Raw genomic sequence first — 23,298 nt, 5'->3', positions numbered from 1 at the left:
GGTCGTACCCATGCCCCCCGCTGCCGCCGAGCCCCTGACCCCCGAGCGCATCCTCGAGACCACCGAGGAGGTGCTGCGCCGCTTCGGCCCCACCAAGGCGACCGTGGTGGACGTGGCGCGCGCGCTCGGTGTCAGCCACGGCAGCGTGTACCGGCACTTCCCGTCCAAGGCGGCGCTGCGCGAGGCCGTCACGGACCGCTGGCTCGCCAAGAGCGTCGTCCTGCTGGAGGAGATCACCTCGGCACCCGCCGAGAGCGCCCCCTCCAAGCTGGAGGCGTGGCTCGGGGCCCTCTTCGAGGCCAAGCGCCGGAAGGCGGGCGCGGATCCCGAGCTGTTCGCGACCTATACCGTGCTGCTCGCCGAGAACAGCGGCGTGGTGGACGCGCACTTGACCGAGCTGATCGACCAGCTGGCGCGGATCATCGCGGAGGGTGTCGCCGCCGGGACGCTCGCCGCCGAGGACGTGCCGGCCGCCGCCCGTGCGGTCTTCGATGCCACCGGCCGCTTCCACGACCCGCAGTACGCGGCCGACTGGCTCTCGCCCACGATCTTCACGGAGTTCGAGGCGGTCACCACGCTGATCATCCGGGGCCTGCGCGCCTGACCCGGCCCTGCCCTGCCTGGCCGACCTCCCGCGCCTGGCCGACCTGCTTCCGCCTGGCGACCTGCCCGGGCTGTCCGGCACTGCCCGGGCTGTCCGGAACCTCTCGGTCCGGAGAACTTGATGATCATTTTGGGCGCGTTCGTCTTGTCCATGTCATCCCTAGGTCCTTACGTTCCCCTTACCGCACTTCATCAGGCACGTTCCAGGGGGAACCTTGTCCGCCCAAGTAGCACGACCCGCGCCTCCCGCACGCTCAGGGGCCGCGACCGCCATCAGCTGGATCCTGACCATCGGCCTCAACGTGGTCGCGCCGATCATCACGTACAACACGCTTGTCGACGACCACGGCTGGAGCGAGTTCTCGGCGCTGCTCGTCAGCAGCGCCTGGCCCGTGCTCGACAGCGCCATCAGCATCGCCTGGCGTCGCAAGCTCGACGAATTCGCCGTGGTCACCCTGGTGTTCATCGTGATCACGGCCGGGGTATCGCTCGTCGGTGACCCCTCGGCGCGGGCCCTGCTGGTCAAGGACTCCGCCGTGACCGGGCTGTTCGGGCTGCTCTGCCTGTCCACCCTGCTGGCGCCGCGTCCGCTGATGTTCTACTTCGGCCGCAAGTTCGCCACCGACGGCACTCCCGAGAGCACCGTCTGGTGGAACGGCCTGTGGCAGTACGAGGGCTTCCGGACCACGATGACCCGGATGACCCTGGTCTGGGGCGTCGCGTACGTCATCGAGGCGGCCGTCCGCATCGCCCTGGCGTACACGCTGAGCACCAAGACGATGGTGACCCTCAGCCCGGTCATGATCTACGGGGTGCTCGGCGCCCTGGGCGTGTGGACCGCCCTGTACGGCAAGCGCTCCCAGGCGGAGGGCGAGCGCCGGGCCGCCGAGGCCGCCGCGACGCAGGCCGGGGGGTCCGCGGCCTGACCCGCCGCGGAAGACGGAAGACGAAAGACCGGTGGCCCGGTGCGCTCGTCGCGCACCGGGCCACCGGTCTTGGTGCGTCCTGGCCTAGCAGCCGAGCAGGCGGCTGCCGAGGTAGGTCTGGATCTGGTCCAGGGAGACGCGCTCCTGCTTCATGGTGTCGCGCTCGCGCACGGTGACCGCGTTGTCGTCCAGGGTGTCGAAGTCGACGGTGACGCAGAACGGCGTACCGATCTCGTCCTGGCGGCGGTAGCGGCGGCCGATGGCGCCCGCGTCGTCGAACTCGATGTTCCAGAACTTGCGCAGGTCGGCGGCGAGGCCCTTGGCCTTCGGCGACAGCTGCGCGTTGCGGGACAGCGGCAGGACGGCGACCTTGATCGGGGCCAGGCGGGGGTCGAAGCGCATCACGGTGCGCTTCTCCATGACGCCCTTGGCGTTGGGGGCCTCGTCCTCGACGTACGCGTCGAGCATGAAGGCGAGCATGGCGCGGTTCACACCGGCCGCCGGCTCGATGACGTAGGGGGTGTAGCGCTCCTTCGTCTCCTGGTCGAAGTACACGAGGTCCTGGCCGGAGGCGGCCGAGTGGGCCTTGAGGTCGAAGTCGGTGCGGTTGGCGACGCCTTCGAGCTCGGAGAACTCGTTGCCACCGAAGTTGAAGCGGTACTCGATGTCGGCGGTGCGCTTCGAGTAGTGGGACAGCTTCTCCTTCGGGTGCTCGAACCAGCGGATGTTCTCCTCGCGGATGCCGAGGTCGCGGTACCAGTTCCACCGCTCCTGCATCCAGTACTCCTGCCACTGCTCGTCCTCGCCCGGCTTGACGAAGAACTCCATCTCCATCTGCTCGAACTCGCGCGTGCGGAAGATGAAGTTGCCGGGGGTGATCTCGTTGCGGAAGGACTTGCCCATCTGCGCGATGCCGAACGGGGGCTTCTTGCGCGCGACGGTCTGCACGGTGGCGAAGTTGGTGAAGATGCCCTGGGCGGTCTCGGGGCGCAGGTACGCCTTGGAGCCGGTGTCCTGGGTCGGGCCGAGGTGCGTCTCCAGCATGCCGGAGAACTGCTTGGGCTCGGTGAACTGGCCCTTCACGCCACAGTGGGGGCAGTTGATGTCGGCAAGGCCATTGGCGGGCAGGCGGCCGTGCTTGGCCTCGTACGCCTCTTCAAGGTGGTCCGCACGGTGCCGCTTGTGACAGGCGGTGCACTCGGTCAGCGGGTCCGAGAAGGTCGCGACGTGGCCGGAGGCCACCCACACCTCGGGAGCCAGGATCACGGACGAGTCGATGCCGACGATGTCCTCACGCCCGGTCACCATCGCCTTCCACCACTGGCGCTTGATGTTCTCCTTGAGCTCGACACCCAGCGGGCCGTAATCCCAGGCGGCCTTGGAGCCGCCGTAGATCTCACTGCAAGGGAAAACGAAGCCACGGCGCTTGCTCAGGCTGACGATGGTGTCGATCTTGTCGGCGGCCACGGTGCTCTCTTCATTACGAGGACGAACGGCGAAGTCTTTAGGTTACCGGCGCCCGCACCCCCCCTTTCAAATCGGATCCCCCTCCACGGCCGCCCGCCCGGCCTCCCCACCAGGCTTTTTGACAACCGTTTCCATTTTTGATGAAAATGGATGTCATGAACGTACGACGCCTCATACCCGCCGCCGCCCTCGCCGGAGCCGTCGCCCTCGGCGCCACGGCCCTCACCGCCTGCTCCGGAGCCGGCGCCACCGGCAGCAAGGACGGCAAGCTCGGCGTGACGGCGTCGTTCTATCCGATGCAGTTCCTCGCCGAGCAGATCGGCAAGGACCACGTGAAGGTCGACGTCCTGACCAAGCCCGGTGTCGAACCGCACGACCTGGAGATCACCCCGAGGCAGACCGCGCAGCTCGGCGAGGCCGACGTGGTCCTCTACCTCAAGAGCCTGCAGCCCGCCGTCGACAAGGCCGTCGCCCAGTCCGGCGTGAAGAACGTCGTCGACGCCGCGACCCTCACCCCGCTGGAGGCACACGCCGCCTCCGGCCACGGCGAGGAGGGTCACGCCCACCAGGACGGCGACGAGCACGCCGGGGAGGCCGAGGGCGACGACCACGGCGAGGCCGGCACGGACCCGCACGTCTGGCTCGACCCCGCCAAGTACGCGGAGATCGCCAAGGGCGTCGGAGCGGCCCTGGAGAAGGCCGACCCGAACAACGCGGCGGACTACAGGAAGAACACCGACGAGCTGGTCGGCAAGCTGACCGCGCTGGACACCGAGTTCAAGGACGGCCTGAAGAACACGGCCTCCCGGACCTTCATCACCACCCACTCCGCCTTCGGCTACCTCGCCGAGCGCTACGGGCTGGACCAGGAGGGCATCTCCGGCGTCGACCCCGAGTCCGAGCCGAGCCCGGCCCGGATGAAGGAGCTCCAGGAGGTCGCGAAGAAGGAGAACGTCTCCACCGTGTTCTTCGAGACCCTGGCCAGCGACAAGACCGCCAAGGTCCTCGCGACGGACACCGGCCTGAAGACCGACGTCCTCGACCCGCTCGAGGGAATCACCGACAAGTCCCAGGGCGCTGACTACTTCGAGGTCATGCGGTCCAACCTGAAGAACCTCCAGAAGGCACTCGGTAGCAAGTGATGGCACTAGCAGCAACGGAGGCGCGAGCCATGCAGTCCACGCCCCGCCCGGCGGACGACCAGCCCGTCATATCCCTGCGCGGGGCCACGGCCTCGCTCGGCTCGCGCCCCGTGCTGCGCGGGATCGACCTCACCGTCCACCGCGGTGAGGTCGTCGCCCTGCTCGGCGCCAACGGCTCCGGCAAGTCCACGGCCGTCCGCGCCGTGGTCGGCCAGGTCCCGCTGACCGACGGCACCCTGTCCCTCTTCGGTACGGACTTCACGCGCTTCCGGGACTGGTCGCGCATCGGGTACGTCCCGCAGCGCACCACCGCCGCCGGCGGGGTCCCCGCCACCGTCCGCGAGGTCGTCTCCTCCGGCCGGCTGGCCCGCTCCCGCTTCGGCCTCCTGCGCAAGGCCGACAAGGCCGCCGTCCAGCGCGCCCTGGCCCTCGTCGACATGGAGTCCCACGCCGACGCCTCGGTCGACGCCCTCTCCGGCGGCCAGCACCAGCGCGTCCTCATAGCCCGGGCCCTCGCCGTCGAACCCGAGCTGCTGATCATGGACGAGCCCATGGCGGGCGTGGACCTCGCCAACCAGGAGGTCCTCGCGCACGCCCTGCGCGAGCAGGTAGCCGCCGGCTCCACCGTCCTGCTCGTCCTGCACGAGCTGGGCCCGCTGGAGCCCCTGATCGACCGCGCCGTCGTCCTGCGCGACGGCTGCGTCGTGCACGACGGACCGCCCCCGGAGGCCGTGGGCCAGCACGCCCTGCCCGGCCACGACCACGTACACCCCCACGCGGCGCACGACGCCGGGGCCCTGCGGACGGGACTGCTGAGCTGATGGACATCCTCGACTACGCCTTCATGCAGCGAGCGCTGATCGCGGCCGCCCTGGTCGGCATCACGGCCCCCGCCATCGGCACGTACCTCGTCCAGCGCCGCCAGGCGCTCATGGGCGACGGTCTCGGCCACGTCGCCATGACCGGCGTCGCCCTCGGTCTCGTGCTCCACACCAGCCCGGTCTGGATGGCCACCCTCGTCGCCGTCCTCGGCGCCGTCGGCATGGAGCTGATCCGCGCCCGCGGCAGGACCAGCGGCGACGTCGCCCTCGCCATGCTCTTCTACGGCGGGCTCGCCGGCGGCGTCATGATCATCAACCTCGGGGGCGGCCAGACGGCCAGCCTCCTGGGCTCCATGTTCGGCTCGATCACCACGGTCGCCGCCGAGGACGTGACCGCGATGGCGATCCTCGCCGCGTTCGTCCTCGCCGTCGCGATCGGCCTGCGCAGGCAGCTCTTCGCCGTCTGCCAGGACGAGGAGTTCGCCCGGGTCACCGGTCTGCCGGTGCGCGCCCTGAACCTGCTGATCGCCGTCACCGCGGCGGTCACCGTCACCGTCGCCATGCGCATCGTCGGCCTGCTGCTGGTCAGCGCGATGCTGGTGATCCCGGTCGCGGCCGCCCAGCGGCTCACCCGCAGTTTCGCCACCACCCTGGGCCTGGCCATGGCGATCAGCGTCGGCGTCTCCCTGACCGGCACGGCCGCCACCTACTACATGGACGTGCCCTCGGGCGCGACGATCGTCCTGCTGGCGATCGGCGTCTTCATGGTGCTGACGGCCCTCTCCGCGCCCCTGGCCCGGCGCCGGGCGAATGCGGCCCGGGCCACCGAAGAGGTGTGCACGCGGGACGACGTAAAGGTCTAGGGGCCTCGGTCGCCTGGCACAATGGCGGCAGGCCGATACGAGGAGGAACCGGTGGCGACTGCGCCTGGCGAGATGAATACCGCGCCAGTACGAGGGCGATCCACCCGGCAGCGGGCGGCCGTGGCCGCCGCGCTGGACGAGGTGGACGAGTTCCGCAGCGCCCAGGAACTCCACGACATGCTCAAGCACCGTGGCGATTCCGTGGGCCTGACCACCGTCTACCGCACCCTCCAGTCCCTCGCCGACGCCGGCGAGGTCGACGTCCTGCGGACCAGCGACGGCGAATCCGTCTACCGCCGCTGCTCCACCGGGGACCACCACCACCACCTGGTCTGCCGCAAGTGCGGCAAGGCGGTCGAGGTCGAGGGCCCGGCAGTGGAGAAGTGGGCGGAGTCCATCGCGGCCGAGCACGGCTACGTGAACGTGGCCCACACGGTGGAGATCTTCGGCACCTGCGCGGACTGCGCCGCCACCGCCTAGCGGTTCAGAGCCGCCGCAGGTTCCGGGCGTGGAAGGCGCGGACCCGGTCCAGCTCGGCGTCCGTCAGGGCGGCGCGCTTGGGCAGCCACAGCACCGCGCCGTTCTCCTTCACCAGCAGGACGAACAGCTTCCGGGTCTCGCCGAACCCGGCGCACCAGTCCCACGAGACCTGGCCCGAGGTACCGTCGGGCAGCCGGGTGACCACCCCCGTGTCGGAGAGCGTGCAGCGGTACTCGGGGTAGCGCGCCGCCTCCTTGTACATCCGGTGTGCCCGCCAGTCCAGGCTCAGGTACGCCCCGTACCAGCCGACGGCGGGCACCAGCACGGCCAGCACCGCCGTCTGCTCCTCCGGAATGCCCCGGGCGGCCGCCAGTGCGGCGGGCACCAGGGGCAGCCCCAGCCACAGGAGCAGCCAGAGGCGGCCCCTGAACGTCTTGCGGATCCGCCACCTCAGCGCCTCGCGGGCATCGCCGGGCCGGGGTCTGTAGTAGACCTCGACCTCCCCCGGGCCGACGCCCCGCACCTCGTCTGTCGCGTCCATGACGGCAGAGCGTACCCGCAGGTCAGCACCGGTCAGGCGTCAGCCCCGGTCAGCCCTTCGGGCCCTCGGGCTGGTTGGGGACGGCGCCGCCGAAGCGGCGGTCGCGCTGCGCGTACTCGAGGCAGGCCGCCCACAGGTTGCGCCGGTCGAAGTCCGGCCACAGGACGTCCTGGAAGACCATCTCGGCGTACGCGCTCTGCCAGAGCAGGTAGTTGGAGGTGCGCTGCTCCCCGCTCGGGCGCAGGAACAGGTCCACGTCCGGCATGTCCGGGTAGTACATGTACTTCGCGAAGGTCTTCTCGTTGACCTTCGACGGGTCCAGCCTGCCGGCCGCCACGTCGCGGGCGATCGCCTGCGCCGCGTCCGCGATCTCGGCGCGGCCGCCGTAGTTCACGCAGAAGTACAGGGTCATGGCGTCGTTGTCGACGGTCTGCTCCTGCGCGACCTGGAGCTCCTGGACGACCGACTTCCACATCTTCGGCATGCGGCCGACCCAGCGGATGCGGATGCCCAGCTCGTTCATCTCGTCGCGGCGGCGCCGGATGACGTCGCGGTTGAAGTTCATCAGGAAGCGGACCTCGTCGGGCGAGCGCTTCCAGTTCTCCGTCGAGAAGGCGTACAGGGAGAGGTTCTTGACGCCCATCTCCAGGCAGCCCTTGAGCACGTCGAGCACGACGCCCTCGCCGACCTTGTGGCCCTCGGTGCGCGGCAGACCGCGCTCCTTGGCCCAGCGGCCGTTGCCGTCCATGACGACCGCGACGTGGTTCGGGACGAGCTCGCCGGGGATCTTCGGCGGGCGCTCACCGGACGGGTGCGGCTCGGGAACCTTGTACTCGCGGCGAGAGCGCCCCAGAATCCCGCGTCGTGCCATGTGCCCAGCTCCTATTTCTCGACGTATCGCAGGGAGCGTAGCCCGCGCTCCAGATGCCAGTGCAGATAGGCGGAGACCAGCCCGCTGCCCTCCCGCACGTGACGCGCCTCGCACGCGTCGGCATGCCCCCAGTCGCCCGTCAGCAGGGCGCTGAGCAGGGCGATGGCCTCAGACGAGGGTACGACGCTGCCGGGCACCCGGCAGTCCCCGCATATGACCCCGCCCGCGCCGACGGAGAAGTGCCGGTTGGGGCCGTGGATCCCGCACTTCGCGCAGTCGTCGAAGCTGGGCGCATAGCCGTTGACGGCGAGGGAGCGCAGCAGGAAGGCGTCGAGGATGAGGTTCGGTTCGTGTTCGCCGCGCGAGAGCGTGCGCAGGGCGCCGACGAGCAGCAGGTACTGCTGCACGGAGGGCTCGCCCTCGTTCTCGGTGAACCGCTCGGCGGTCTCCAGCATCGCGGTGCCGGCGGTGTAGCGGGCGTAGTCGGTGACGATGCCGTTGCCGTACGGGGCGATGATCTGGGTCTGGGTGCAGAGCGGGAGGCTGCGGCCGATCAGTTCGCTGCCGCGGGCGAAGAACTGCACGTCGGCGTGGGAGAAAGGTTCCAGCCCGGCGCCGAACTTGGACTTCGTCCGCCGGACTCCGCGGGCGACGGCCCGCACCCGGCCGTGGCCCCGGGTGAGCAGCGTGATGATGCGGTCCGCCTCACCCAGCTTCTGGGTGCGCAGCACGATGCCGTCGTCGCGGAACAGACTCATGCGCCCATTGTCGCCTGCGCGGGCACCCGCGCGGGGACAGCAATGGCCCCTCGCCCGGACGCACCCCCCAGCGGTGGCTGGGGGAGGTCCGGACGAGGGGCCACCACCCCTTGGGAGGATCAGCCGGCGGAGGACGTCTCCGCGTCGTCCGCCTTCTCGGCGCCGGCCGGGGCGGCCACGGGCTGGGCGGGCAGCTCGGCCTTGGGCGCGTCCGAAGCCTCGAGGGCGTCGGAGGCCTTGGAGGCGTCAGAAGCCTCGGGGGCGTCAGAAGCCTTGGGCGCGACGGGGGCGACCGGGGCGCCGTGGGCGTCGTCCTTGGCCAGGCCGTTGAAGACCAGGTTGAGGACGATGGCGGCCGTGGCACCGAGGGTGACACCGCTGTTCAGGAGCGAGGCCAGGTCCGCGTCCATGTACTTGGTGAAGAACACCGGGACGGTCGCGGGGAGCAGGGCGAAGGCGAGGGAGACGCCGACGATCAGCGCGTTCTTCTCCTCCTTGAGGTCCACCTTGGCCAGGGTCTGGATACCGGCGAGGGCGACCATGGCGAACATGACGGTCGCGGCGCCGCCGAGGACTCCGTGCGGGACGGCGGCGACGATCGCGGCGGCCTTGGGCAGCAGACCCAGGATGATCATGAACACACCGGCGGCGACGACCACGAACCGGCTCTTCACCTTCGTCATCCGCACCAGGCCGACGTTCTCGGCGAAGGCGACGTACGGGAAGGAGTTGAGGACGCCGCCGAGGGCGGTGGCGGCGCCGTCGGCACGCAGGGCGCGAGCCACGGTCTCGCTGTCGACGTCCTTGCCGACGATGTCGCCGACGGCGTAGGTGTCACCGGTCGTCTCGACCATGGTGATCAGCATGACGATGAGCATCAGGACGATCGGGAACCACTCGAACTTCGGGACGCCGAAGTGGAACGGGGTGGTGACACCGACCCAGTCGGACTTGCTCACGTCGCCGAACTTCGCGTCCCCGAGGAGGAAGGCCACCGCGGTGCCGACCACCAGGCCGAGCAGGATGGAGATGCTGGAGAGGAACTGCTTGCCGAGCTTCATCAGGATCAGGATGAAGAGCATCGTGCCGCCGGCGTAGGCGAAATTCTTCGGGTCCCCGAAGTCGGGGCTGCCGAGGCCGCCCGCCGCGTCGTTGAGACCGACCGGGATCAGGACGATGCCCAGCACCGTGATGACCGTGCCGGTGACGACCGGCGGGAACAGCCGCATGACCGTCCGGAACGCCTTGGCGGGCAGCCAGGCGAAGGCGAAGGTGGCGATGCCGGCCGTGATGACCGCGCCGTAGATGACCAGCAGGGCGGCTGTTCCGCCGCCCGCACCGAGGCCGATGGCGATCATCGGGGACACGGCGGTGAAGGTCACGCCCTGGATCAGCGGGAGTCGCGCACCGATCCGGCCGATGCCCCAGGCCTGGATGATCGAGGCGATGCCGCAGGTGAAGAGGTCCGCGTTGATCAGGTAGACCAGCTGTTCAGGGCTCAGCTTCAGCGCGTTGCCGACGATGATCGGGACGATCACCGCACCGGCGTAGAAGGCGAGTACGTGCTGGAAGCCGTACAGCGCGAGCTTGGGGAGGGGGAGCACCTCGTCGACCGGGTGCGTGCTCTGCTCTCCATCGGCGGAAAGCCGGGCGGCGACACGTGCCATCTCTGCCTTGCCCTTCAAAAGGTAGGTAACTGAGAGGAATCTCTGGTTATCCCTGGCCGGAGTGGGTCGCTATCCCGTTTTCCGCCAGGGTTGTCAGTACGTTCACGTGAATCGAAGCCCGACTGTGTTACCGGCCGCGTCTCCCCGTGTGACCGGAATTGAACGCCTGTGGGGACGCTCACAGATATCGTCGACTTCCACAAAGTGTTGAGGCTTGACGATCTTCGCTTTGGAGGGTTCTCCCATGGCGCACAGCGCGTCGGCGGAGTATGGCCAGATTCTGCCGAGATGTCCGTTCCTGATGCGCAACTGCGAATACCACCCGCCGTGACCAGCCAGCGCATGGTTCACGTCATTCCGTGGCGCAAACCTGAGCGCACGATTCCGGCCATTCGATTGGGTGATCCACCGAGCGCGGAGGGTGCGACTCCACCCATTGCACGAACGTCGGCGGTACTCGGTTCACGTGCGCGAGGCCGGATCGTTACCTGCATTCGCCGCAGTTCGTACGGTTTCCGGTATGAGTTGTACGTTTTCCGGGACATGCTCCCCCGGCGAGGGGAGAAGGGGTCAATTCCGGAACGCCGCCGACACGATCGCGGCCGCCGCCGGAGCCGCCGTGAGCACCGGCTCCGGGGAACGGTTCGCGCGGCCGAGCATGAAGGCCCCTTCCAGGAGGGCGATCACCGAGGTCGCCGTGGCCCGCGCGGAGCCGACGCCGCGGGAGGCGTAGGAGACCGCCAGGGCGTCGATCCAGGAGGCGAACACCTCCGCCGTGGCCCGTCGCAGCCCCTCGTGCGTACCGGCCACCTCCAGGGCGACCGTGGCGATGGGGCACGGGTCGGCGAAGTCCAGCGACTCCAGGGTCGCGGCCGCGCCCAGGAAGGCCTCGCGGGTGGCCTCCACGGGATCGGTCCCCGCGCCCTCGCCGAACAGCTCACCGATCAGGGCCAGATAGGCCGCCCCCGAGGTGCGCACGACCTCCTCCCCCAGCTGGGCCTTGCCGCCCGGGAAGAAGTGGTACGCGGATCCGTACGGGGCCCCGGCCGTCGCCACGATCTGCTTCATGCCGGTGGCCGCGTAGCCCTGGCGCCGGAACAGATCTTCCTGCTCCTGCAGTCCTTCCGGTCGCCCTTCCTCGCCGGCCTGTAAGGCTCGCTGGGCGGCATGGCCAAGCGGCCGATCCCGCACGAACTCGTCCGCCGCTGGTACCGCCCGCTGCTGACCGACCCCGCCGTCCGCCGCGACTTCACCGCGTTCCTGCGCAGCACCCGCAAGGACACGTGCCTGCGGGCCGCCGAGCGGCTGCGCGCCTTCGACCGTCCGGCCCTCGTCGCCTGGGGGCGGAGGACCGCATGATGCCGCCCGAGACCGGCCGCCGGCTCGCAGATCTGCTGCCGCACGGCCGGTACGAGGAGATCCCCGAGGCCCGCACCCTGATCCCGCTGGACAACCCGGCGGGCCTCTGCACGGCTCTGCGCCGGTTCATCGCGCAGACGCCCCCGGCCGGGGCGCAGGACGCCCCCTAGGGTGCGCGCACCGCCGACAGCAGCAGCTCCACCTCGCCCGCGCCGATCCGCAGCGCCGCGCCGACGGTGGCGAGCACCTCGCGCTCGGCCGGGGTGTACGGGCCGTCCGCGAGCGCGATGCGGGCGCCCTGCAGCAGGATCGACTCGCGGCCCGGGCCCGCCAGGTGCGGGGCCAGCGGTTCCAGGGCCTCGTGGAGCTCTATCGACAGCGCGGCCCCGCAGCACTCCGGGACGTCGTACAGCCCGAGCCGGCCCTCGTCGGTGGACAGGGCCTCCACGAGGGACTCCAGCTGTTCCTCGGTGCAGTCCGGGAAGCCCGCGGCCCGCACGGCGGCCACCGCGGCCTCCAGCGCGCTGCGTGAGGCCGTCCCGCCCGCGGTCAGCACGGCCAGCGCGACGGTGTGCACGGCGTCGCGCAGCAGGGCCGTGAAGCGGGTGGTGGTGAGGTGGTCCAGGACGTCGGTGTCGAACCGGGTGCGGCAGCCCTGGCACTCGACGACGGGCCCGGCCTGCCCGCGCGGCAGCAGCGGCACCCCGACGACGGTGAACCGGCGTCGCCCGGTGCGCCTGCGGTAGTTGCGGTCTCCACCGCAGGCGGGGCAGAAGAACTCCCCGTCGCCCACGGTGCTCCAGGTGGTACGGATGCCCCAGACCGTCAGCTTCCGGCCGTCCCCACCCCGAACTGGCAGCACGTCGCACCTCCGTAACTCCCCCGTCGCCCCGCGGGCACGGGAGGGACCCCCACGGCAGCATCGCCGGGTTGGCGTGATGTTAGCCACATCGATGAGGATGCGTCAGTCGTGTGACAAGACAACATGTGCCGGGGCGCGCACTTGGCCGATCTGCGCCCCCGCGTCCGCCCCTGTCCTCCCCGTGCTTCCGCCGCGCTCCCCCTAAGGTCGGCCGCATGAAAGAGAAGTCGTGTCTGGTGACCGGCGCCGCGAGCGGGATCGGCCGGGCCACCGCCGTGCTGCTGGCCCGCTCCGGGGCCAGGGTCACCGCGGCCGATATCAACGGCCCCGGGGTGGAGTCCCTGCGTACGGAATTGGCCGCGGAGGGGTGCGCCGTCACGGCGGTCGCCGGTGACGTGTCCGATCCGGAGGCCAACCGCGCGATGGTCGCCGCCGCCGTCGACGCCTACGGGCGCCTCGACGTCGCCGTGGCGAACGCCGGGGTGCTCCCTCTTTCGGACGTACGGGAGACCAGTCCGGAGGACTGGGACCACGTCATGGCCGTCGACGGCCGGGGCATGTTCCTGACCTGCAAGTACGCCATCGAGGCGATGACCACGCAGCCGCGGCCCGGCGGGGCGCTGGTCTGCGTGTCCTCGATCTCGGGGGTGGCCGGGCAGGCGCGCCAGGCGGCGTACGGACCGGCGAAGTTCGTCGCCTCGGGGCTGACCAAGCACCTCGCGGTGGAGTGGGCCGCGCGCGGGATCCGGGTCAACGCGGTGGCACCGGGGACCATCCGTACGGAGCGGGTGGTCGCGCTGAAGGACGAGCCGGGCGGGCCGGAGTACCTGGAGGAGATCGCGGGGGCGCACCCGATGGGCCGGCTCGGCGAGCCGGAGGAGGTGGCCCGGGTCATCGCCTTCCTGGCCTCCGACGCGGCCTCGTTCGTGACGGGCGTGGTGCTGCCGGTGGACGGCGGCTACCTGGCCCGCTGAGCCGAGAACGACGGGGCCCCGCCCCTCCGCAAGGAGGGACGGGGCACACGTACGGGCGAGGGGCTCCGGGGGGTCAGCGGCCCGCGCGGTTGACGGCGGAGATGACCGCCTTCAGGGAGGCGCGGGTGGTGTTGGCGTCGATGCCGATGCCCCACAGGACGCGGCCGTCGATCGCGCACTCGATGTACGAGGCGGCCACGGCGGAGGCACCCTCGCTCATGGTGTGCTCGGTGTAGTCCAGCAGGCGGGCGTCGATGCCGATGCCGGCCAGCGCGTCGAAGAAGGCCGAGATCGGGCCGTTGCCGGTACCGGCCAGGACCATCTCCACGCCGTCCACGACCGCCTCGACGGTCAGCGTGTCCGTGCCGTCCTTGTCGGTGGCCGTCGAACCGGAGCGCAGCTGGATCCGGCCCCACGGGTTCTCCGGGTTGGGCAGGTACTCGTCCTGGAAGACCGACCAGATCGCCTTCGGGGTGACCTCGCCGCCCTCGGCGTCGGTCTTGGCCTGGATGATCCGGGAGAACTCGATCTGCATGCGGCGCGGCAGGTCCAGCTTGTGGTCGTTCTTCAGGACGTACGCGATGCCGCCCTTGCCGGACTGCGAGTTGACCCGGATGACCGCCTCGTAGGAGCGGCCGACGTCCTTCGGGTCGATGGGCAGGTACGGGACCGCCCACTCGATGTCGTCGACGGTCTTGCCCTGGGCGGCCGCGTCGGCCTCCATGGCGTCGAAGCCCTTCTTGATGGCGTCCTGGTGGGAGCCGGAGAAGGCGGTGTAGACCAGGTCGCCCGCGTAGGGGTGGCGCGGGTGGACCTCCATCTGGTTGCAGTACTCGCTGGTGCGACGGATCTCGTCGATCTGCGAGAAGTCGATCTGCGGGTCGATGCCCTGGGAGAACAGGTTCATGCCCAGCGTGATCAGGTCGACGTTGCCGGTGCGCTCACCCTGCCCGAACAGGCAGCCCTCGATGCGGTCGGCGCCGGCCATCAGGGCCAGCTCGGCGGCGGCGACGGCGGTGCCGCGGTCGTTGTGCGGGTGCACGGAGATGCAGACGTGCTCGCGGCGGGTCAGGTTGCGGGCCATCCACTCGAAGCGGTCCGCGTGCGTGGACGGCGTGGAGCGCTCCACGGTCGCGGGCAGGTTCAGGATGATCTCGCGGCCCTCGGCCGGCTGCCAGACGTCGCAGACGGCCTCGCAGACCTCCAGGGCGAAGTCCAGCTCGGTGTCGGTGAAGATCTCCGGGCTGTACTGGTAGCCGAAGGTGGTCTCCGGGCCCAGCAGCTTCTCGGCGTACTCCATGACCAGGCGGGTGCCCTCGACGGCGATCTGCTTGATCTGCTCCTTGGAGCCGCGGAAGACGACCCGGCGGAAGGTGGGCGCGGTCGCGTTGTACAGGTGCACGGTGGCGCGCTTGGCGCCGACCAGGGACTCCACGGTCCGCTCGATCAGGTCCTCGCGGGCCTGGGTCAGTACGGAGATGGTGACGTCGTCCGGGATCGCGCCCTCTTCGATGATGGAGCGCACGAAGGCGAAGTCGGTCTCGCCGGAGGACGGGAAGCCGACCTCGATCTCCTTGTAGCCCATGCGCACCAGCAGGTCGAACATCTCGCGCTTGCGGGCGGGGGTCATCGGGTCGATCAGCGACTGGTTGCCGTCCCGCAGGTCGGTCGACAGCCAGCGGGGAGCCTTGGTGACGCGGGCATCGGGCCACGTGCGGTCCGGGATGTCCACCTGCTCGTACGCGCCGTACTTGTGGATCGGCATCCCGGAGGACTTCTGGGTGTGGGTCGCGTTGGTGATGGGCGTGGGGCGACCGACAAAAGGCTGCTGGCTCATGGCGTTGGGCTCCTCGCGTGTCCGCGTGTAGTTCGCTGGAACGGCCGACGGCGGTCGTAAAAACCGCAACACCAAACTCCGCGGGGAGGGGGCCGGCCTACGACTACAGACCCTCGCCGCGGCAGCTAAGGAGAAGCAGCCCGAAACGCATGATGGACCGACCCTAGCCGAGCCGCGCGGTGACGCGAGGACCTGTTTCAGTATGCAAGACCCTGGCGTCCGATTTGCCCCAAATGTGAGCTAAGCCTCTTTCAAAGCGCCCGGGTCAGGGTGATCCGTCAATCCGGCGCCACCGCTTTCAGACAAGCGAATGAATCATGGTCGCAGGTAGTGACACCGTCATGACCCACTGCCACATTGCCGGGCATGGATGCCTCCCACGCTCACCGCCATCCCGTCTTCTGCACCGTCGTGCCGCCGCACCTCCTCGACAAGGCCGCCCTGTCCGGGGACGCGCGGCGCGCCGATCTCGCCCAGCGCACCCTCGAACGCGACTCCCTGCTGCGCACCCGGCGCCGGGTCACCGCCGTCCGGGGGATCGTGCCCGCGCTCGGTGCGCCGGCCTCCGACGAACCGAACCGGACGCTCTACGACGCCGGGCACCGCACGCAGCTGCCCGGGAAGAAGGTCCGGGGGGAGGGCGACCCGCTGAGCAGGGACGCCACCGTCAACCGCGCCTACGCGGGGCTCGGGGCGACGTACGACCTGTTCCTGAAGGGCTTCGGGCGGCGCTCGATCGACGATGCCGGGCTCCCGCTGGACGCGACCGTCCACTACGACGAGGACTACAACAACGCCTTCTGGGACGGGCAGCAGATGGTCTTCGGGGACGGGGACGGGGACCTCTTCCTCGACTTCACCGTGTCGGTGGACGTCATCGGGCACGAGCTGACCCACGGGGTCACCCAGTACACGGCGAACCTGAGGTACCGCGGGCAGTCGGGCGCCCTGAACGAGTCGATGTCCGACGTCTTCGGCTCGCTGATCAAGCAGTACTCGCTGGAGCAGACGGCCGACCAGGCCGACTGGCTGATCGGGGCCGGCCTGCTGGGGCCCAACGTGACCGGGGTCGCGCTGCGCTCGATGAAGGCGCCGGGGACGGCGTACGACGACGACGAGCTCGGCAAGGACCCGCAGCCGGCCACGATGGACGACTACGTGAACACCCACAGCGACAACGGCGGGGTCCACATCAACTCCGGCATCCCCAACCACGCCTTCTACATCGTGGCGACCGAGCTGGGCGGCAAGGCCTGGGAGCGGGCCGGGCAGATCTGGTACGACACCCTGACCGGCGGGGAGCTCGCCTCGAACGCCGACTTCGAGGACTTCGCCCGGCTCTCGACGGCGGCGGCCGTGACCCGGTACGGGGACGGCGGCGCGGAGCACCAGGCCCTGCAGAAGGCGTGGTCCGCGGTGGGCGTCCCGCTCGCGGGGTAGACCGCTCCCATGCGCATTCAGGTGGTACGGACGGGCGGCTTCGCGGGCATCGAGCGCCGGGCCGAGGTGGACACCTCGGGCCGGCCGGACGAGGACGAGTGGCGGGCCCTGGCCCAGCTCGCGCTGCGGCCCGGTCCGCCGGGCGATCCGGCGGACCGGGTGCGGGACGGGTTCTCGTACCGGATCACGGTGGACGGGCGGACCGTCTCCTGCGCCGAGCCGGGCCTGTCGGAGGCGCAGCGGTCGCTGATCTCGCGGGTCCTGAAAGAAGGTGCCTGAGCAGCCCCGCTTTGCTTGGATGTCCGGATGACCGACCACATGATCGATTCGACGCTGTCCGAGCTGGAGCGGTACTACGACACGGTGCCGCGGGTGGGCGGGGCGCGGGCCGAGGACTTCGGCCCGCTGACCCTGTTCGTCCAGGAGGGCACGGGCTGGCCGTACTACGCGCGGCCCGCCCTCGGCGGCTCCGGCGACGCGACCGCGGAGGACGTCCGGCGGGTGCTGTCCCGTCAACGGGAGCTCGGGATCCCCGAGGCCTTCGAGTGGGTGGCCGAAACCAGCCCCTCGCTCCGGGCCGCGGTGGAAGCGGCGGGCCTGTACGTCCACGCCCATCCGCTGATGGTGCTGGACCCCTCGGCCGAAGTCCTCCCCCCGCATCCGGAGGTCCGTCTGCTCGGCGTGGACGACCCGCTGCTGACCGCCGCGGTGACGGTCCCGGCCCTGGCCTTCTCCGCCGCGGGCACCGCGGTGGGCGAGGCGGGACCCGCGGAACTGGCGGCGGCGATGGCGCAGCCCTCGGCCGAGGAGGGCCGGTCCCGGGTGTCCGGAAAGCTGGCGGCGGGCACCGCGGCGATGGCCGCGGCCGTACGGGACGGCGTCGTGCTCTGCTCCGGCATGTACAACCCGGTCGGGGACGTCGCCGAGGTGGTGGGCGTCGGCACCCTGCCGTCGGCCCGCCGCCAGGGCCTGGCCCTGGGGGTCACGGCCGCGCTGGTCGTGGAGGCCCGCGCGCGCGGCGCCCGTACGGTCTTCCTCTCGGCGGGCGACGAGGACGTGGCCCGCATCTACGGCCGCATCGGCTTCCGCCGGGTGGCGACGGCCCTGATCGCGGAGCCGCCGGCCGGCGCCGCGTAGGCACGGTCGCCCCGGATGCTTTTGCCGGACCGGCAACAGGGTTTGCCGTGAGTGCCGGTCCGGGCGGAGCATCGGGGCCACCGAGACCCGGAGCGGAAGAGGCCCCCATGCCGAAGCACGAACACGACGCACAGCAGCACGCACACGAGCACGCCCACGCCCCCGGCGCCCCGCGCGAGGGCGGCGCGGAGTTCTGGGACGAGCGCTACGGCGAGAGCACGCGCATCTGGAGCGGCAACCCCAACGCGGCCCTGGTCCGCGAGGTCCAGGAACTCTCCCCCGGCCGGGCCCTGGACCTCGGCTGCGGCGAGGGCGCCGACGCCGTCTGGCTCGCCCGCCGGGGGTGGCGGGTCACCGGCACCGACATCTCGAAGGTCGCCCTCGGCCGGGCGGCCGAGCACGCCGCCGAGGCGGGGGTGGGCGACCTGGTGGAGTGGCAGCGGCACGACTTCACCGAGTCCTTCCCCGACGGGGAGTTCGACCTCGTCTCGGCGTGCTTCCTGCACAACTACGGGGACTTCCCGCGCGCCCGGGTCCTGCGCACGGCCGCCGCAGCCGTGGCCCCGGGCGGGGTCCTGCTGGTGGTCGGCCACGCGGGCGGGCCGTCCTGGGACCCGGACCGGCACGCGGACATCGGCCTCCCCACCCCGGACGAGGTCCTCGCGCAGCTGGAGCTGGCGGAGGGCGCGTGGGAGGTCCTGCGCGCGGAGGAACACGTACAGCCCCTGGACGGGCCCGACGGCCGGCCCGGGACCCGTCCGGACAACGTGGTGAAGGCGCGGCGGCTGCGCTGACGCGCCCACGCCCCTCCGCGGGACCGCCGGACGGGGGTCCGGCGCGGCGCCCCGAAGCCCGCGCGGCCCGCCGGGGCCGAGCGGTGCGAGGGGCGCGTCCGGCGGGCTAGAAGCCGAGCTTGCGGAGCTGCTTGGGGTCCCGCTGCCAGTCCTTGGCGACCTTCACGTGGAGGTCGAGGAAGACCGGGGTCCCGAGCAGCGCCTCGATGTGCTTGCGCGACTTCATCCCGACCTCCTTCAGGCGGGAGCCCTTCGGGCCGATGATGATGCCCTTCTGGCTCGGCCGCTCGATGTAGACGTTGGCGTGGATGTCGAGCAGCGGGCGGTCGGCCGGGCGGTTCTCCCGGGGGATCATCTCCTCGACGACCACGGCGATGGAGTGCGGGAGCTCGTCCCGTACGCCTTCCAGCGCGGCCTCGCGGATCAGTTCCGCGACCATCACCATCTCGGGCTCGTCGGTGAGGTCGCCCTCCGGGTACAGCGGCGGGCTCTCCGGCAGCAGCGGCGCGATCAGGTCGGCCAGCAGCTGGACCTGGCTGTCGCCGACCGCCGAGACGGGGACGATCTCGGCCCACTCGAAGCCCAGCTCCTCGGCGAGCTGGTGGACGGCGATGAGCTGCTCACCCACCACCTTGGACTCGACCAGGTCGGTCTTGGTGATGATGGCGATCTTGGGGGTCTTCTTGATCCCCGCGAGCTCCTTGGCGATGAACTTGTCGCCGGGGCCGAGCTTCTGGTCGGCCGGCAGGCAGAAGCCGATGACGTCGACCTCGGCCCAGGTGGTCCGCACGACGTCGTTGAGGCGCTCGCCGAGCAGCGTGCGCGGCTTGTGGAGGCCGGGCGTGTCGACGAGGACGAGCTGCGCGTCGGGGCGGTGCACGATGCCGCGGACGGTGTGGCGGGTGGTCTGCGGCCGGTTGGAGGTGATCGCGACCTTGGTGCCCACGAGTGCGTTGGTGAGGGTCGACTTTCCCGCGTTGGGGCGGCCGACGAAGCAGGCGAAGCCCGCACGGTGCGGGCTGGTGGACTCGGGGGAACGATCGCTCATACGGGCCATTCTCCCCGATGCGGCTCCCAGCGCCGACCAGATCACGGCAGTGAGGGCGAGCACAGTCGTGAGCAGGGGGTGCGCGGCGTGGGCTGCGCGGCCCTGAGCTGTGGTTCCGTCGGCCCGGGCGCGCACCGTCACCTCGGCCCATTCCGCGTCGGGCGGACCCTCCCAGCGGGTGCCGAGCCGCACTTCCTGACCCGGCAGCAGTTCGGCGGGCAGCGCGGTGAGCTCGCGCTCCAGCAGCGTGCGGCCGAGGGCGCCGGAGGCGGTGAGGACCGCGCGCGGGCGGAGGGTGACGTTGCCGGTGTTGCGGAGCGTGTACGAGATCTCCGCGCCCGTGCCGCGGCGGTGCACGGAGACCCCCTCGACCGCGAGGGCGGCCGCGGTCGGGCCGCTCACCCGCAGGTACACCCGGGCGGCGACGGCCTGCTGGACGCCGATGCCCGGGGCGCCGGCGGCGGGCCGGTCCTCCAGGGCCACGACGGCGCCGGGGTGGTCCCCGGGCTCCGCCCGGTCGGGGACGGTGAGGGTGAAGCCGACGTGGACCGACCCCCGGGCCGGTACGGTCACCTGCTCCCGGTCGAGCTTCGTCCAGGCGGCGGTGGCCCGGCGCGGCTCGTCGGGCCCGCGCAGCGCGAAGCCGCCGTCGCGGGCGGTGTTGTGGGCGTCGGCGGCGTAGAGCCGGAAGGTGCGGGGCCGGTCGGTGCGGTTGGTCACGGTGACGGCGTCGGTGACGGCCTGGCCGGGCGCGGCGGCGAGGTAGAAGTACGGCCGCCGGCCGACGCCCGTCGCAACGGGCAGCACGGACCACTGCCCGTTGTCTGCGGCGGCGGCCGGCGCGGCGAGCAGGAAGAGGAGCCCGGCGGTGACGAGCAGGGCCACCGCTGCGCGGAGCCGTCCTGGGGCTCCGCCCCAGACCCCGGTCCGCAAACGCCGGCGGGGCTGCCTTTCAGCCCGTCCGGCGTTCGAGAACCGGGTCCGGGCAGAGCCCGGTTCCGGGAAGGGGCGGGGTGGGGGAAAGGCCCCGCGCAGCGGCACCGGCAGCGGCAGCGGCAGCGGCAGCGGCAGGCGGAGCGTCACGACAGGGTCAGGGTCAGGACTGCCGTGTACGCCCCCGGCGGGGTGTACGGCGGGACCCGCAGGGTCACCGTGGCGTCGACCGTGAAGGTTCCGCCGACCAGCGGGGCGTCGGCGGTGGAGGCCAGCAGGGCCCCCTCCGGGCCGACCGCGCCCGCGCTGCCCGGCGTACAGGCGCTCGGGCTGCCCGCGGCCGCCACGCAGGCCGGGGTCCAGGACAGGGACGCGCCCGGGATGCGCACTCCGCCCGGTCCCGTGAAGTCGGTGACCTTGCCGGTCAGGGACCAGCCGGCCGGGCCGCCTCGGGCGTCGGTGACGGTCACGGTCCCGATCCGGCCGGGGGCGGCGCCGCCGTCGCCGTACGGGACGGCGCCGAGGGTGATGTCCTCGTCGGCCTGGGTCATGCCGAGGGCGCCCGGTTCGACGGTGGCCGTGACCTTGCGGGTGCCCGCCGTCGCCGGGGTGGCGTCGATGACGGTGTACGCGGCCGGGCCGGAGCCCCGGGTCGCCGACCAGGCCGGGCCCTCGTAGGCGATCACCGCGGTGGTGGCCTTGTCCGTGACCGGCAACTCCACCAGGGCCGTGCCCCGTTCGTCTGCGGTGGCGCTCACCCGGTCGGCGGTTTCGGCGGCGCCGGCCCGTCCGGCCACCGTCACGGCCGCGCCCGGGGGGAAGCCGGCGGCGGTGACCTTGACCTTGGCGCCCGGCTTTCCGTGGGCCGCCGCGAGGAAGACGCTGCGCAGGTTGGCCGTGGGCAGCTCGGTCGCGGTCAGGCGTGCGGAGACGGGGGTGGCGGACGGCGCCGCGGCGGTGCAGGTGGTGTCGAGGTCCAGCAGGTGGCTGGTGTGCAGGGTGTAGCTGCCCGGGGCGAGGGTGATCTCACCGGGCGCGGTGACGGTGAAGGTGCCGGTCATGGTGACGGGGGGAAGGGGCTCGCCCGCCCGGACGGGGTCGTTGCGCTTGGCCCCGACGACGGTGACCTCGCCGCCCTGGGCGCCCGCCAGCACGATCCGGCCGGTCGGGGTCAGCACGTCGGCGGGAAGTTCGCCGCCGGCCGCGTTCGGCTCCAGGGGTGGCACGGCGGGGGTCCGGAGCACCTGGTAGGTCACGGTGACGGTGTCGCCGACCTGCGGAGCCGGGTCGTCGACGGTGATCCGGGCGGTGGTCGGCCCGTCGGCGGGCGGGAGTCCGGCCTCCTGGGGCGGCAGGCAGTGCGTCGGGAACTCCACCTGGCCGGGCGGCGCCTCCCCCTCGGCCGCGGCCGGTGCGCTCAGGGCGCCCCCGGTCGTGGCGGCGAGCACCGCCATGCCGACGGCGGCCGACCATCTCCGCTTCCGCGCCCCTGTTCGCACTGCCCGCCCCCTGGGTTCCCTCGCGCCGAGCCCCTGCGCAGGGGGCCATTCACGAGCGGGCGGCGGGAGAAGTCAATGCACGGATCCGGCATCGACTGATGGCCCATCAGGAGATGGCAGGGTGCCTGCCCCACGTCCTTCTTCGCCCGCATCCCCGCCCATGCCCATGCCCATGCCCGTGCCCATGCCCGTGCCCCCGCCCGCATCCCCGCCCGACGCGCGGAACGTGCGCCGGTACGCCGTCGGGCTGACCCCCAGCGCCGCCTGCACGTGCTTGCGCAGCGACTGCGCCGTCCCGAAGCCCGTCTCCCGGGCGACCTGTTCCATCGGCAGGTCCGTCCGCTCCAGCAGCCGCCGGGCCCGTTCCACGCGCTGCCCGACGATCCACTCGCCGGGGCTGATCCCGGCCTCCTCGCGGAACCTGCGCGTGAACGTCCGTACCGACATGGCCTCCTGCCGGGCCAGGTCGATCAGCCGCACCGGCTCGTGCAGCCGGTCCAGCACCCAGGCGCGGGCCGCCGCGGTGCTGGCCAGCTGCGGCTGCGGCACCGGGCGTTCGATGAACTGGGCCTGCCCGCCGTCCCGGTGCGGCGGTACGACGGTCCGCCGGGCCACGTCGTTGGCGACGGCCGCGCCGTGGTCGCGGCGCACGATGTGCAGGCACAGGTCGATGCCGGCGGCGACCCCGGCCGAGGTCAGCACGTCCCCGTCGTCGGTGTAGAGCACGTCGGCGTCCACCCGCACGGACGGGAAGAGCCGCTGGAAGTGCTCGGCGTGGAACCAGTGGGTGGTGGCCGGGCGGCCGTCCAGGAAACCGGCGGCGGCCAGCACGTACCCGCCCGTGCAGATGGAGACGAGCCGCGTCCCGGGCCGGATGTGCGCCAGCGCCGCGGCGAGCTCGTCGCTCAGCCGGCCCTCCTCGTACACCGGCCCCAGCTCGTAGGAGGCGGGCACCACCACGGTGTCTGCCGTGGCCAGCAGCTCGGGGCCGTGCTCGACCTGAACGGCGAAATCGGCGTCCGTGTGCACCGGCCCGGGAGCCAGGGCGCAGGTGCGGATCTCGTACAGCGGCTTTCCGGCGGAGTCCTTGGCACGGCCGAAGATCCGGTGCGGGATGCCGAGCTCGAAGGGCAGCAGCCCGGTGAGCGCGAGGACGACGACGCGGTGCGGGCTCATGGCCCGATCATATCGAAGGGTGTCGTTCAGGCCACTGTCGTGCGGGGCCCTCCCGGCCGGAGGCTGTCCGCGTGACGCAGACAGCCCCCACCCCCAGCCC

General features: G+C 71.6%; 24 protein-coding genes and 1 pseudogene. 13 read left to right on the top strand and 12 right to left on the bottom strand.

Annotated elements, in window-relative coordinates:
• Nucleotides 1-10: 10 nt before the first annotated feature.
• Nucleotides 11-604 carry a TetR family transcriptional regulator gene (locus PV721_RS13845; RefSeq protein ID WP_319723812.1) on the top strand — a complete coding sequence of 198 codons (594 nt, stop codon included), beginning with the start codon at nt 11-13 and terminating at the stop codon, nt 602-604.
• A 214-nt stretch (nt 605-818) separates the two neighbouring features.
• Complete coding sequence (locus tag PV721_RS13840; RefSeq protein WP_319723809.1) at nt 819-1,529, top strand: VC0807 family protein; 711 nt, start codon at nt 819-821, stop codon at nt 1,527-1,529.
• Between the two features lie 84 nt (nt 1,530-1,613).
• Here PV721_RS13840 and PV721_RS13835 read toward each other — a convergent pair whose 3' ends face one another.
• The gene (locus PV721_RS13835; protein ID WP_319723807.1) at nt 1,614-2,996 is read right to left on the bottom strand and encodes a glycine--tRNA ligase; all 1,383 of its coding nucleotides are present in this window, start codon (nt 2,994-2,996) and stop codon (nt 1,614-1,616) included.
• A gap of 155 nt (nt 2,997-3,151) precedes the next feature.
• On the opposite strand from PV721_RS13835, the gene PV721_RS13830 reads away from it, so the two are divergent.
• From PV721_RS13830 to PV721_RS13815, 4 genes are read left to right on the top strand one after another with little or no spacing between them, the layout of a single operon-like run.
• Complete coding sequence (locus tag PV721_RS13830; protein WP_319723805.1) at nt 3,152-4,138, top strand: metal ABC transporter substrate-binding protein; 987 nt, start codon at nt 3,152-3,154, stop codon at nt 4,136-4,138.
• Nucleotides 4,139-4,167: 29 nt separating this feature from the next.
• Nucleotides 4,168-4,959: a metal ABC transporter ATP-binding protein gene (locus tag PV721_RS13825; RefSeq protein ID WP_319723803.1), complete on the top strand. Its 792-nt coding sequence runs from the start codon at nt 4,168-4,170 to the stop codon at nt 4,957-4,959.
• On the top strand, nt 4,959-5,822 hold the full coding sequence (locus tag PV721_RS13820; protein ID WP_319723801.1) for a metal ABC transporter permease: 864 nt from the start codon (nt 4,959-4,961) through the stop codon (nt 5,820-5,822). The genes PV721_RS13825 and PV721_RS13820 overlap by 1 nt, the downstream gene beginning before the upstream one ends.
• Before the next feature lie 51 nt (nt 5,823-5,873).
• Nucleotides 5,874-6,302 (top strand): transcriptional repressor, encoded by a 429-nt coding sequence (locus tag PV721_RS13815; protein WP_319723800.1) that lies wholly within the window; start codon nt 5,874-5,876, stop codon nt 6,300-6,302.
• A 4-nt stretch (nt 6,303-6,306) separates the two neighbouring features.
• Here PV721_RS13815 and PV721_RS13810 read toward each other — a convergent pair whose 3' ends face one another.
• The 5 genes from PV721_RS13810 to PV721_RS13790 all read right to left on the bottom strand — a co-directional run bounded on the left by PV721_RS13810 (nt 6,307) and on the right by PV721_RS13790 (nt 11,207).
• Complete coding sequence (locus PV721_RS13810) at nt 6,307-6,843, bottom strand: hypothetical protein (protein ID WP_319723798.1); 537 nt, start codon at nt 6,841-6,843, stop codon at nt 6,307-6,309.
• A 49-nt stretch (nt 6,844-6,892) separates the two neighbouring features.
• Nucleotides 6,893-7,714, bottom strand: coding sequence for an isoprenyl transferase (locus tag PV721_RS13805; protein ID WP_319723796.1), 822 nt, complete (start codon nt 7,712-7,714; stop codon nt 6,893-6,895).
• An 11-nt stretch (nt 7,715-7,725) separates the two neighbouring features.
• Entirely contained in the window at nt 7,726-8,472 is a 747-nt protein-coding gene (recO, locus tag PV721_RS13800) for a DNA repair protein RecO (protein ID WP_319723794.1), read from the bottom strand.
• 119 nt (nt 8,473-8,591) lie between these two features.
• Complete coding sequence (locus tag PV721_RS13795) at nt 8,592-10,139, bottom strand: nucleobase:cation symporter-2 family protein (RefSeq protein WP_319723792.1); 1,548 nt, start codon at nt 10,137-10,139, stop codon at nt 8,592-8,594.
• 570 nt (nt 10,140-10,709) lie between these two features.
• Nucleotides 10,710-11,207, bottom strand: coding sequence for a TetR/AcrR family transcriptional regulator (locus tag PV721_RS13790; protein WP_319723790.1), 498 nt, complete (start codon nt 11,205-11,207; stop codon nt 10,710-10,712).
• A 99-nt stretch (nt 11,208-11,306) separates the two neighbouring features.
• Between PV721_RS13790 and PV721_RS13785 the strand changes: the two genes are divergently transcribed.
• The gene (locus PV721_RS13785) at nt 11,307-11,498 is read left to right on the top strand and encodes a hypothetical protein (RefSeq protein WP_319723788.1); all 192 of its coding nucleotides are present in this window, start codon (nt 11,307-11,309) and stop codon (nt 11,496-11,498) included.
• Nucleotides 11,495-11,668: a hypothetical protein gene (locus PV721_RS13780; RefSeq protein WP_319723786.1), complete on the top strand. Its 174-nt coding sequence runs from the start codon at nt 11,495-11,497 to the stop codon at nt 11,666-11,668. Before PV721_RS13785 ends, PV721_RS13780 begins: the two co-directional genes overlap by 4 nt.
• On the opposite strand, the gene PV721_RS13775 is transcribed toward PV721_RS13780, so the two are convergent.
• Complete coding sequence (locus PV721_RS13775; protein ID WP_319723784.1) at nt 11,665-12,360, bottom strand: TerB family tellurite resistance protein; 696 nt, start codon at nt 12,358-12,360, stop codon at nt 11,665-11,667. The two genes, PV721_RS13780 and PV721_RS13775, sit on opposite strands and share 4 nt — an antisense overlap.
• Nucleotides 12,361-12,575: 215 nt before the next feature.
• On the opposite strand from PV721_RS13775, the gene PV721_RS13770 reads away from it, so the two are divergent.
• Complete coding sequence (locus PV721_RS13770; RefSeq protein WP_319723782.1) at nt 12,576-13,334, top strand: SDR family NAD(P)-dependent oxidoreductase; 759 nt, start codon at nt 12,576-12,578, stop codon at nt 13,332-13,334.
• A gap of 73 nt (nt 13,335-13,407) precedes the next feature.
• Here the strand turns inward: PV721_RS13770 and leuA are convergent, their stop codons facing one another.
• Complete coding sequence (gene leuA, locus PV721_RS13765) at nt 13,408-15,171, bottom strand: 2-isopropylmalate synthase (RefSeq protein ID WP_319723780.1); 1,764 nt, start codon at nt 15,169-15,171, stop codon at nt 13,408-13,410.
• A 366-nt stretch (nt 15,172-15,537) separates the two neighbouring features.
• Here leuA and PV721_RS13760 point away from each other — a divergent pair, with 366 nt between their 5' ends.
• From PV721_RS13760 to PV721_RS13745, 4 genes are all read left to right on the top strand, one after another.
• Nucleotides 15,538-16,611 (top strand): M4 family metallopeptidase, encoded by a 1,074-nt coding sequence (locus tag PV721_RS13760; protein WP_319723778.1) that lies wholly within the window; start codon nt 15,538-15,540, stop codon nt 16,609-16,611.
• Nucleotides 16,612-16,620: 9 nt separating this feature from the next.
• Nucleotides 16,621-16,890: a protealysin inhibitor emfourin gene (locus tag PV721_RS13755; RefSeq protein ID WP_319723776.1), complete on the top strand. Its 270-nt coding sequence runs from the start codon at nt 16,621-16,623 to the stop codon at nt 16,888-16,890.
• Between the two features lie 27 nt (nt 16,891-16,917).
• Nucleotides 16,918-17,748 (top strand): GNAT family N-acetyltransferase, encoded by an 831-nt coding sequence (locus PV721_RS13750; protein WP_319723774.1) that lies wholly within the window; start codon nt 16,918-16,920, stop codon nt 17,746-17,748.
• A 107-nt stretch (nt 17,749-17,855) separates the two neighbouring features.
• Nucleotides 17,856-18,542, top strand: coding sequence for a class I SAM-dependent methyltransferase (locus tag PV721_RS13745; RefSeq protein ID WP_319723771.1), 687 nt, complete (start codon nt 17,856-17,858; stop codon nt 18,540-18,542).
• 106 nt (nt 18,543-18,648) lie between these two features.
• Here the strand turns inward: PV721_RS13745 and era are convergent, their stop codons facing one another.
• The 4 genes and pseudogenes from era to PV721_RS13725 all read right to left on the bottom strand — a co-directional run bounded on the left by era (nt 18,649) and on the right by PV721_RS13725 (nt 23,198).
• Nucleotides 18,649-19,599 (bottom strand): GTPase Era, encoded by a 951-nt coding sequence (gene era / locus PV721_RS13740; RefSeq protein ID WP_319723838.1) that lies wholly within the window; start codon nt 19,597-19,599, stop codon nt 18,649-18,651.
• Between the two features lie 486 nt (nt 19,600-20,085).
• Nucleotides 20,086-20,397: pseudogene (locus tag PV721_RS13735) on the bottom strand (WxL protein peptidoglycan domain-containing protein); the annotation flags it as partial.
• Between the two features lie 272 nt (nt 20,398-20,669).
• Nucleotides 20,670-21,977: a beta-xylosidase gene (locus tag PV721_RS13730; RefSeq protein WP_319723836.1), complete on the bottom strand. Its 1,308-nt coding sequence runs from the start codon at nt 21,975-21,977 to the stop codon at nt 20,670-20,672.
• Between the two features lie 117 nt (nt 21,978-22,094).
• Nucleotides 22,095-23,198 (bottom strand): GlxA family transcriptional regulator, encoded by a 1,104-nt coding sequence (locus PV721_RS13725; RefSeq protein ID WP_319723769.1) that lies wholly within the window; start codon nt 23,196-23,198, stop codon nt 22,095-22,097.
• Nucleotides 23,199-23,298: the final 100 nt, after the last annotated feature.

This window comes from Streptomyces sp. MB09-01 (assembly GCF_033794505.1).
Lineage (GTDB): Bacteria > Actinomycetota > Actinomycetes > Streptomycetales > Streptomycetaceae > Streptomyces.
The sequence above is the reverse complement of the archived record's forward strand: the minus strand, read 5'-3'. Positions and strand labels throughout refer to the sequence as shown.

Bases quoted from the DNA above. Each gene is read 5' to 3' on its own strand.
- PV721_RS13845 (WP_319723812.1), top strand. From the start codon at position 11: ATGCCCCCCGCTGCCGCCGAGCCCCTGACCCCCGAGCGCATCCTCGAG.
- PV721_RS13830 (WP_319723805.1), top strand. From the start codon at position 3,152: ATGAACGTACGACGCCTCATACCCGCCGCCGCCCTCGCCGGAGCCGTC.
- PV721_RS13825 (WP_319723803.1), top strand. From the start codon at position 4,168: ATGCAGTCCACGCCCCGCCCGGCGGACGACCAGCCCGTCATATCCCTG.
- PV721_RS13820 (WP_319723801.1), top strand. From the start codon at position 4,959: ATGGACATCCTCGACTACGCCTTCATGCAGCGAGCGCTGATCGCGGCC.
- PV721_RS13810 (WP_319723798.1), bottom strand. From the start codon at position 6,843: ATGGACGCGACAGACGAGGTGCGGGGCGTCGGCCCGGGGGAGGTCGAG.
- PV721_RS13805 (WP_319723796.1), bottom strand. From the start codon at position 7,714: ATGGCACGACGCGGGATTCTGGGGCGCTCTCGCCGCGAGTACAAGGTT.
- recO (WP_319723794.1), bottom strand. From the start codon at position 8,472: ATGAGTCTGTTCCGCGACGACGGCATCGTGCTGCGCACCCAGAAGCTG.
- PV721_RS13795 (WP_319723792.1), bottom strand. From the start codon at position 10,139: ATGGCACGTGTCGCCGCCCGGCTTTCCGCCGATGGAGAGCAGAGCACG.
- PV721_RS13790 (WP_319723790.1), bottom strand. From the start codon at position 11,207: ATGAAGCAGATCGTGGCGACGGCCGGGGCCCCGTACGGATCCGCGTAC.
- PV721_RS13785 (WP_319723788.1), top strand. From the start codon at position 11,307: ATGGCCAAGCGGCCGATCCCGCACGAACTCGTCCGCCGCTGGTACCGC.
- PV721_RS13780 (WP_319723786.1), top strand. From the start codon at position 11,495: ATGATGCCGCCCGAGACCGGCCGCCGGCTCGCAGATCTGCTGCCGCAC.
- PV721_RS13770 (WP_319723782.1), top strand. From the start codon at position 12,576: ATGAAAGAGAAGTCGTGTCTGGTGACCGGCGCCGCGAGCGGGATCGGC.
- leuA (WP_319723780.1), bottom strand. From the start codon at position 15,171: ATGAGCCAGCAGCCTTTTGTCGGTCGCCCCACGCCCATCACCAACGCG.
- PV721_RS13760 (WP_319723778.1), top strand. From the start codon at position 15,538: ATGGATGCCTCCCACGCTCACCGCCATCCCGTCTTCTGCACCGTCGTG.
- PV721_RS13755 (WP_319723776.1), top strand. From the start codon at position 16,621: ATGCGCATTCAGGTGGTACGGACGGGCGGCTTCGCGGGCATCGAGCGC.
- PV721_RS13750 (WP_319723774.1), top strand. From the start codon at position 16,918: ATGACCGACCACATGATCGATTCGACGCTGTCCGAGCTGGAGCGGTAC.
- PV721_RS13745 (WP_319723771.1), top strand. From the start codon at position 17,856: ATGCCGAAGCACGAACACGACGCACAGCAGCACGCACACGAGCACGCC.
- era (WP_319723838.1), bottom strand. From the start codon at position 19,599: ATGGCCCGTATGAGCGATCGTTCCCCCGAGTCCACCAGCCCGCACCGT.
- PV721_RS13730 (WP_319723836.1), bottom strand. From the start codon at position 21,977: ATGGCGGTGCTCGCCGCCACGACCGGGGGCGCCCTGAGCGCACCGGCC.
- PV721_RS13725 (WP_319723769.1), bottom strand. From the start codon at position 23,198: ATGAGCCCGCACCGCGTCGTCGTCCTCGCGCTCACCGGGCTGCTGCCC.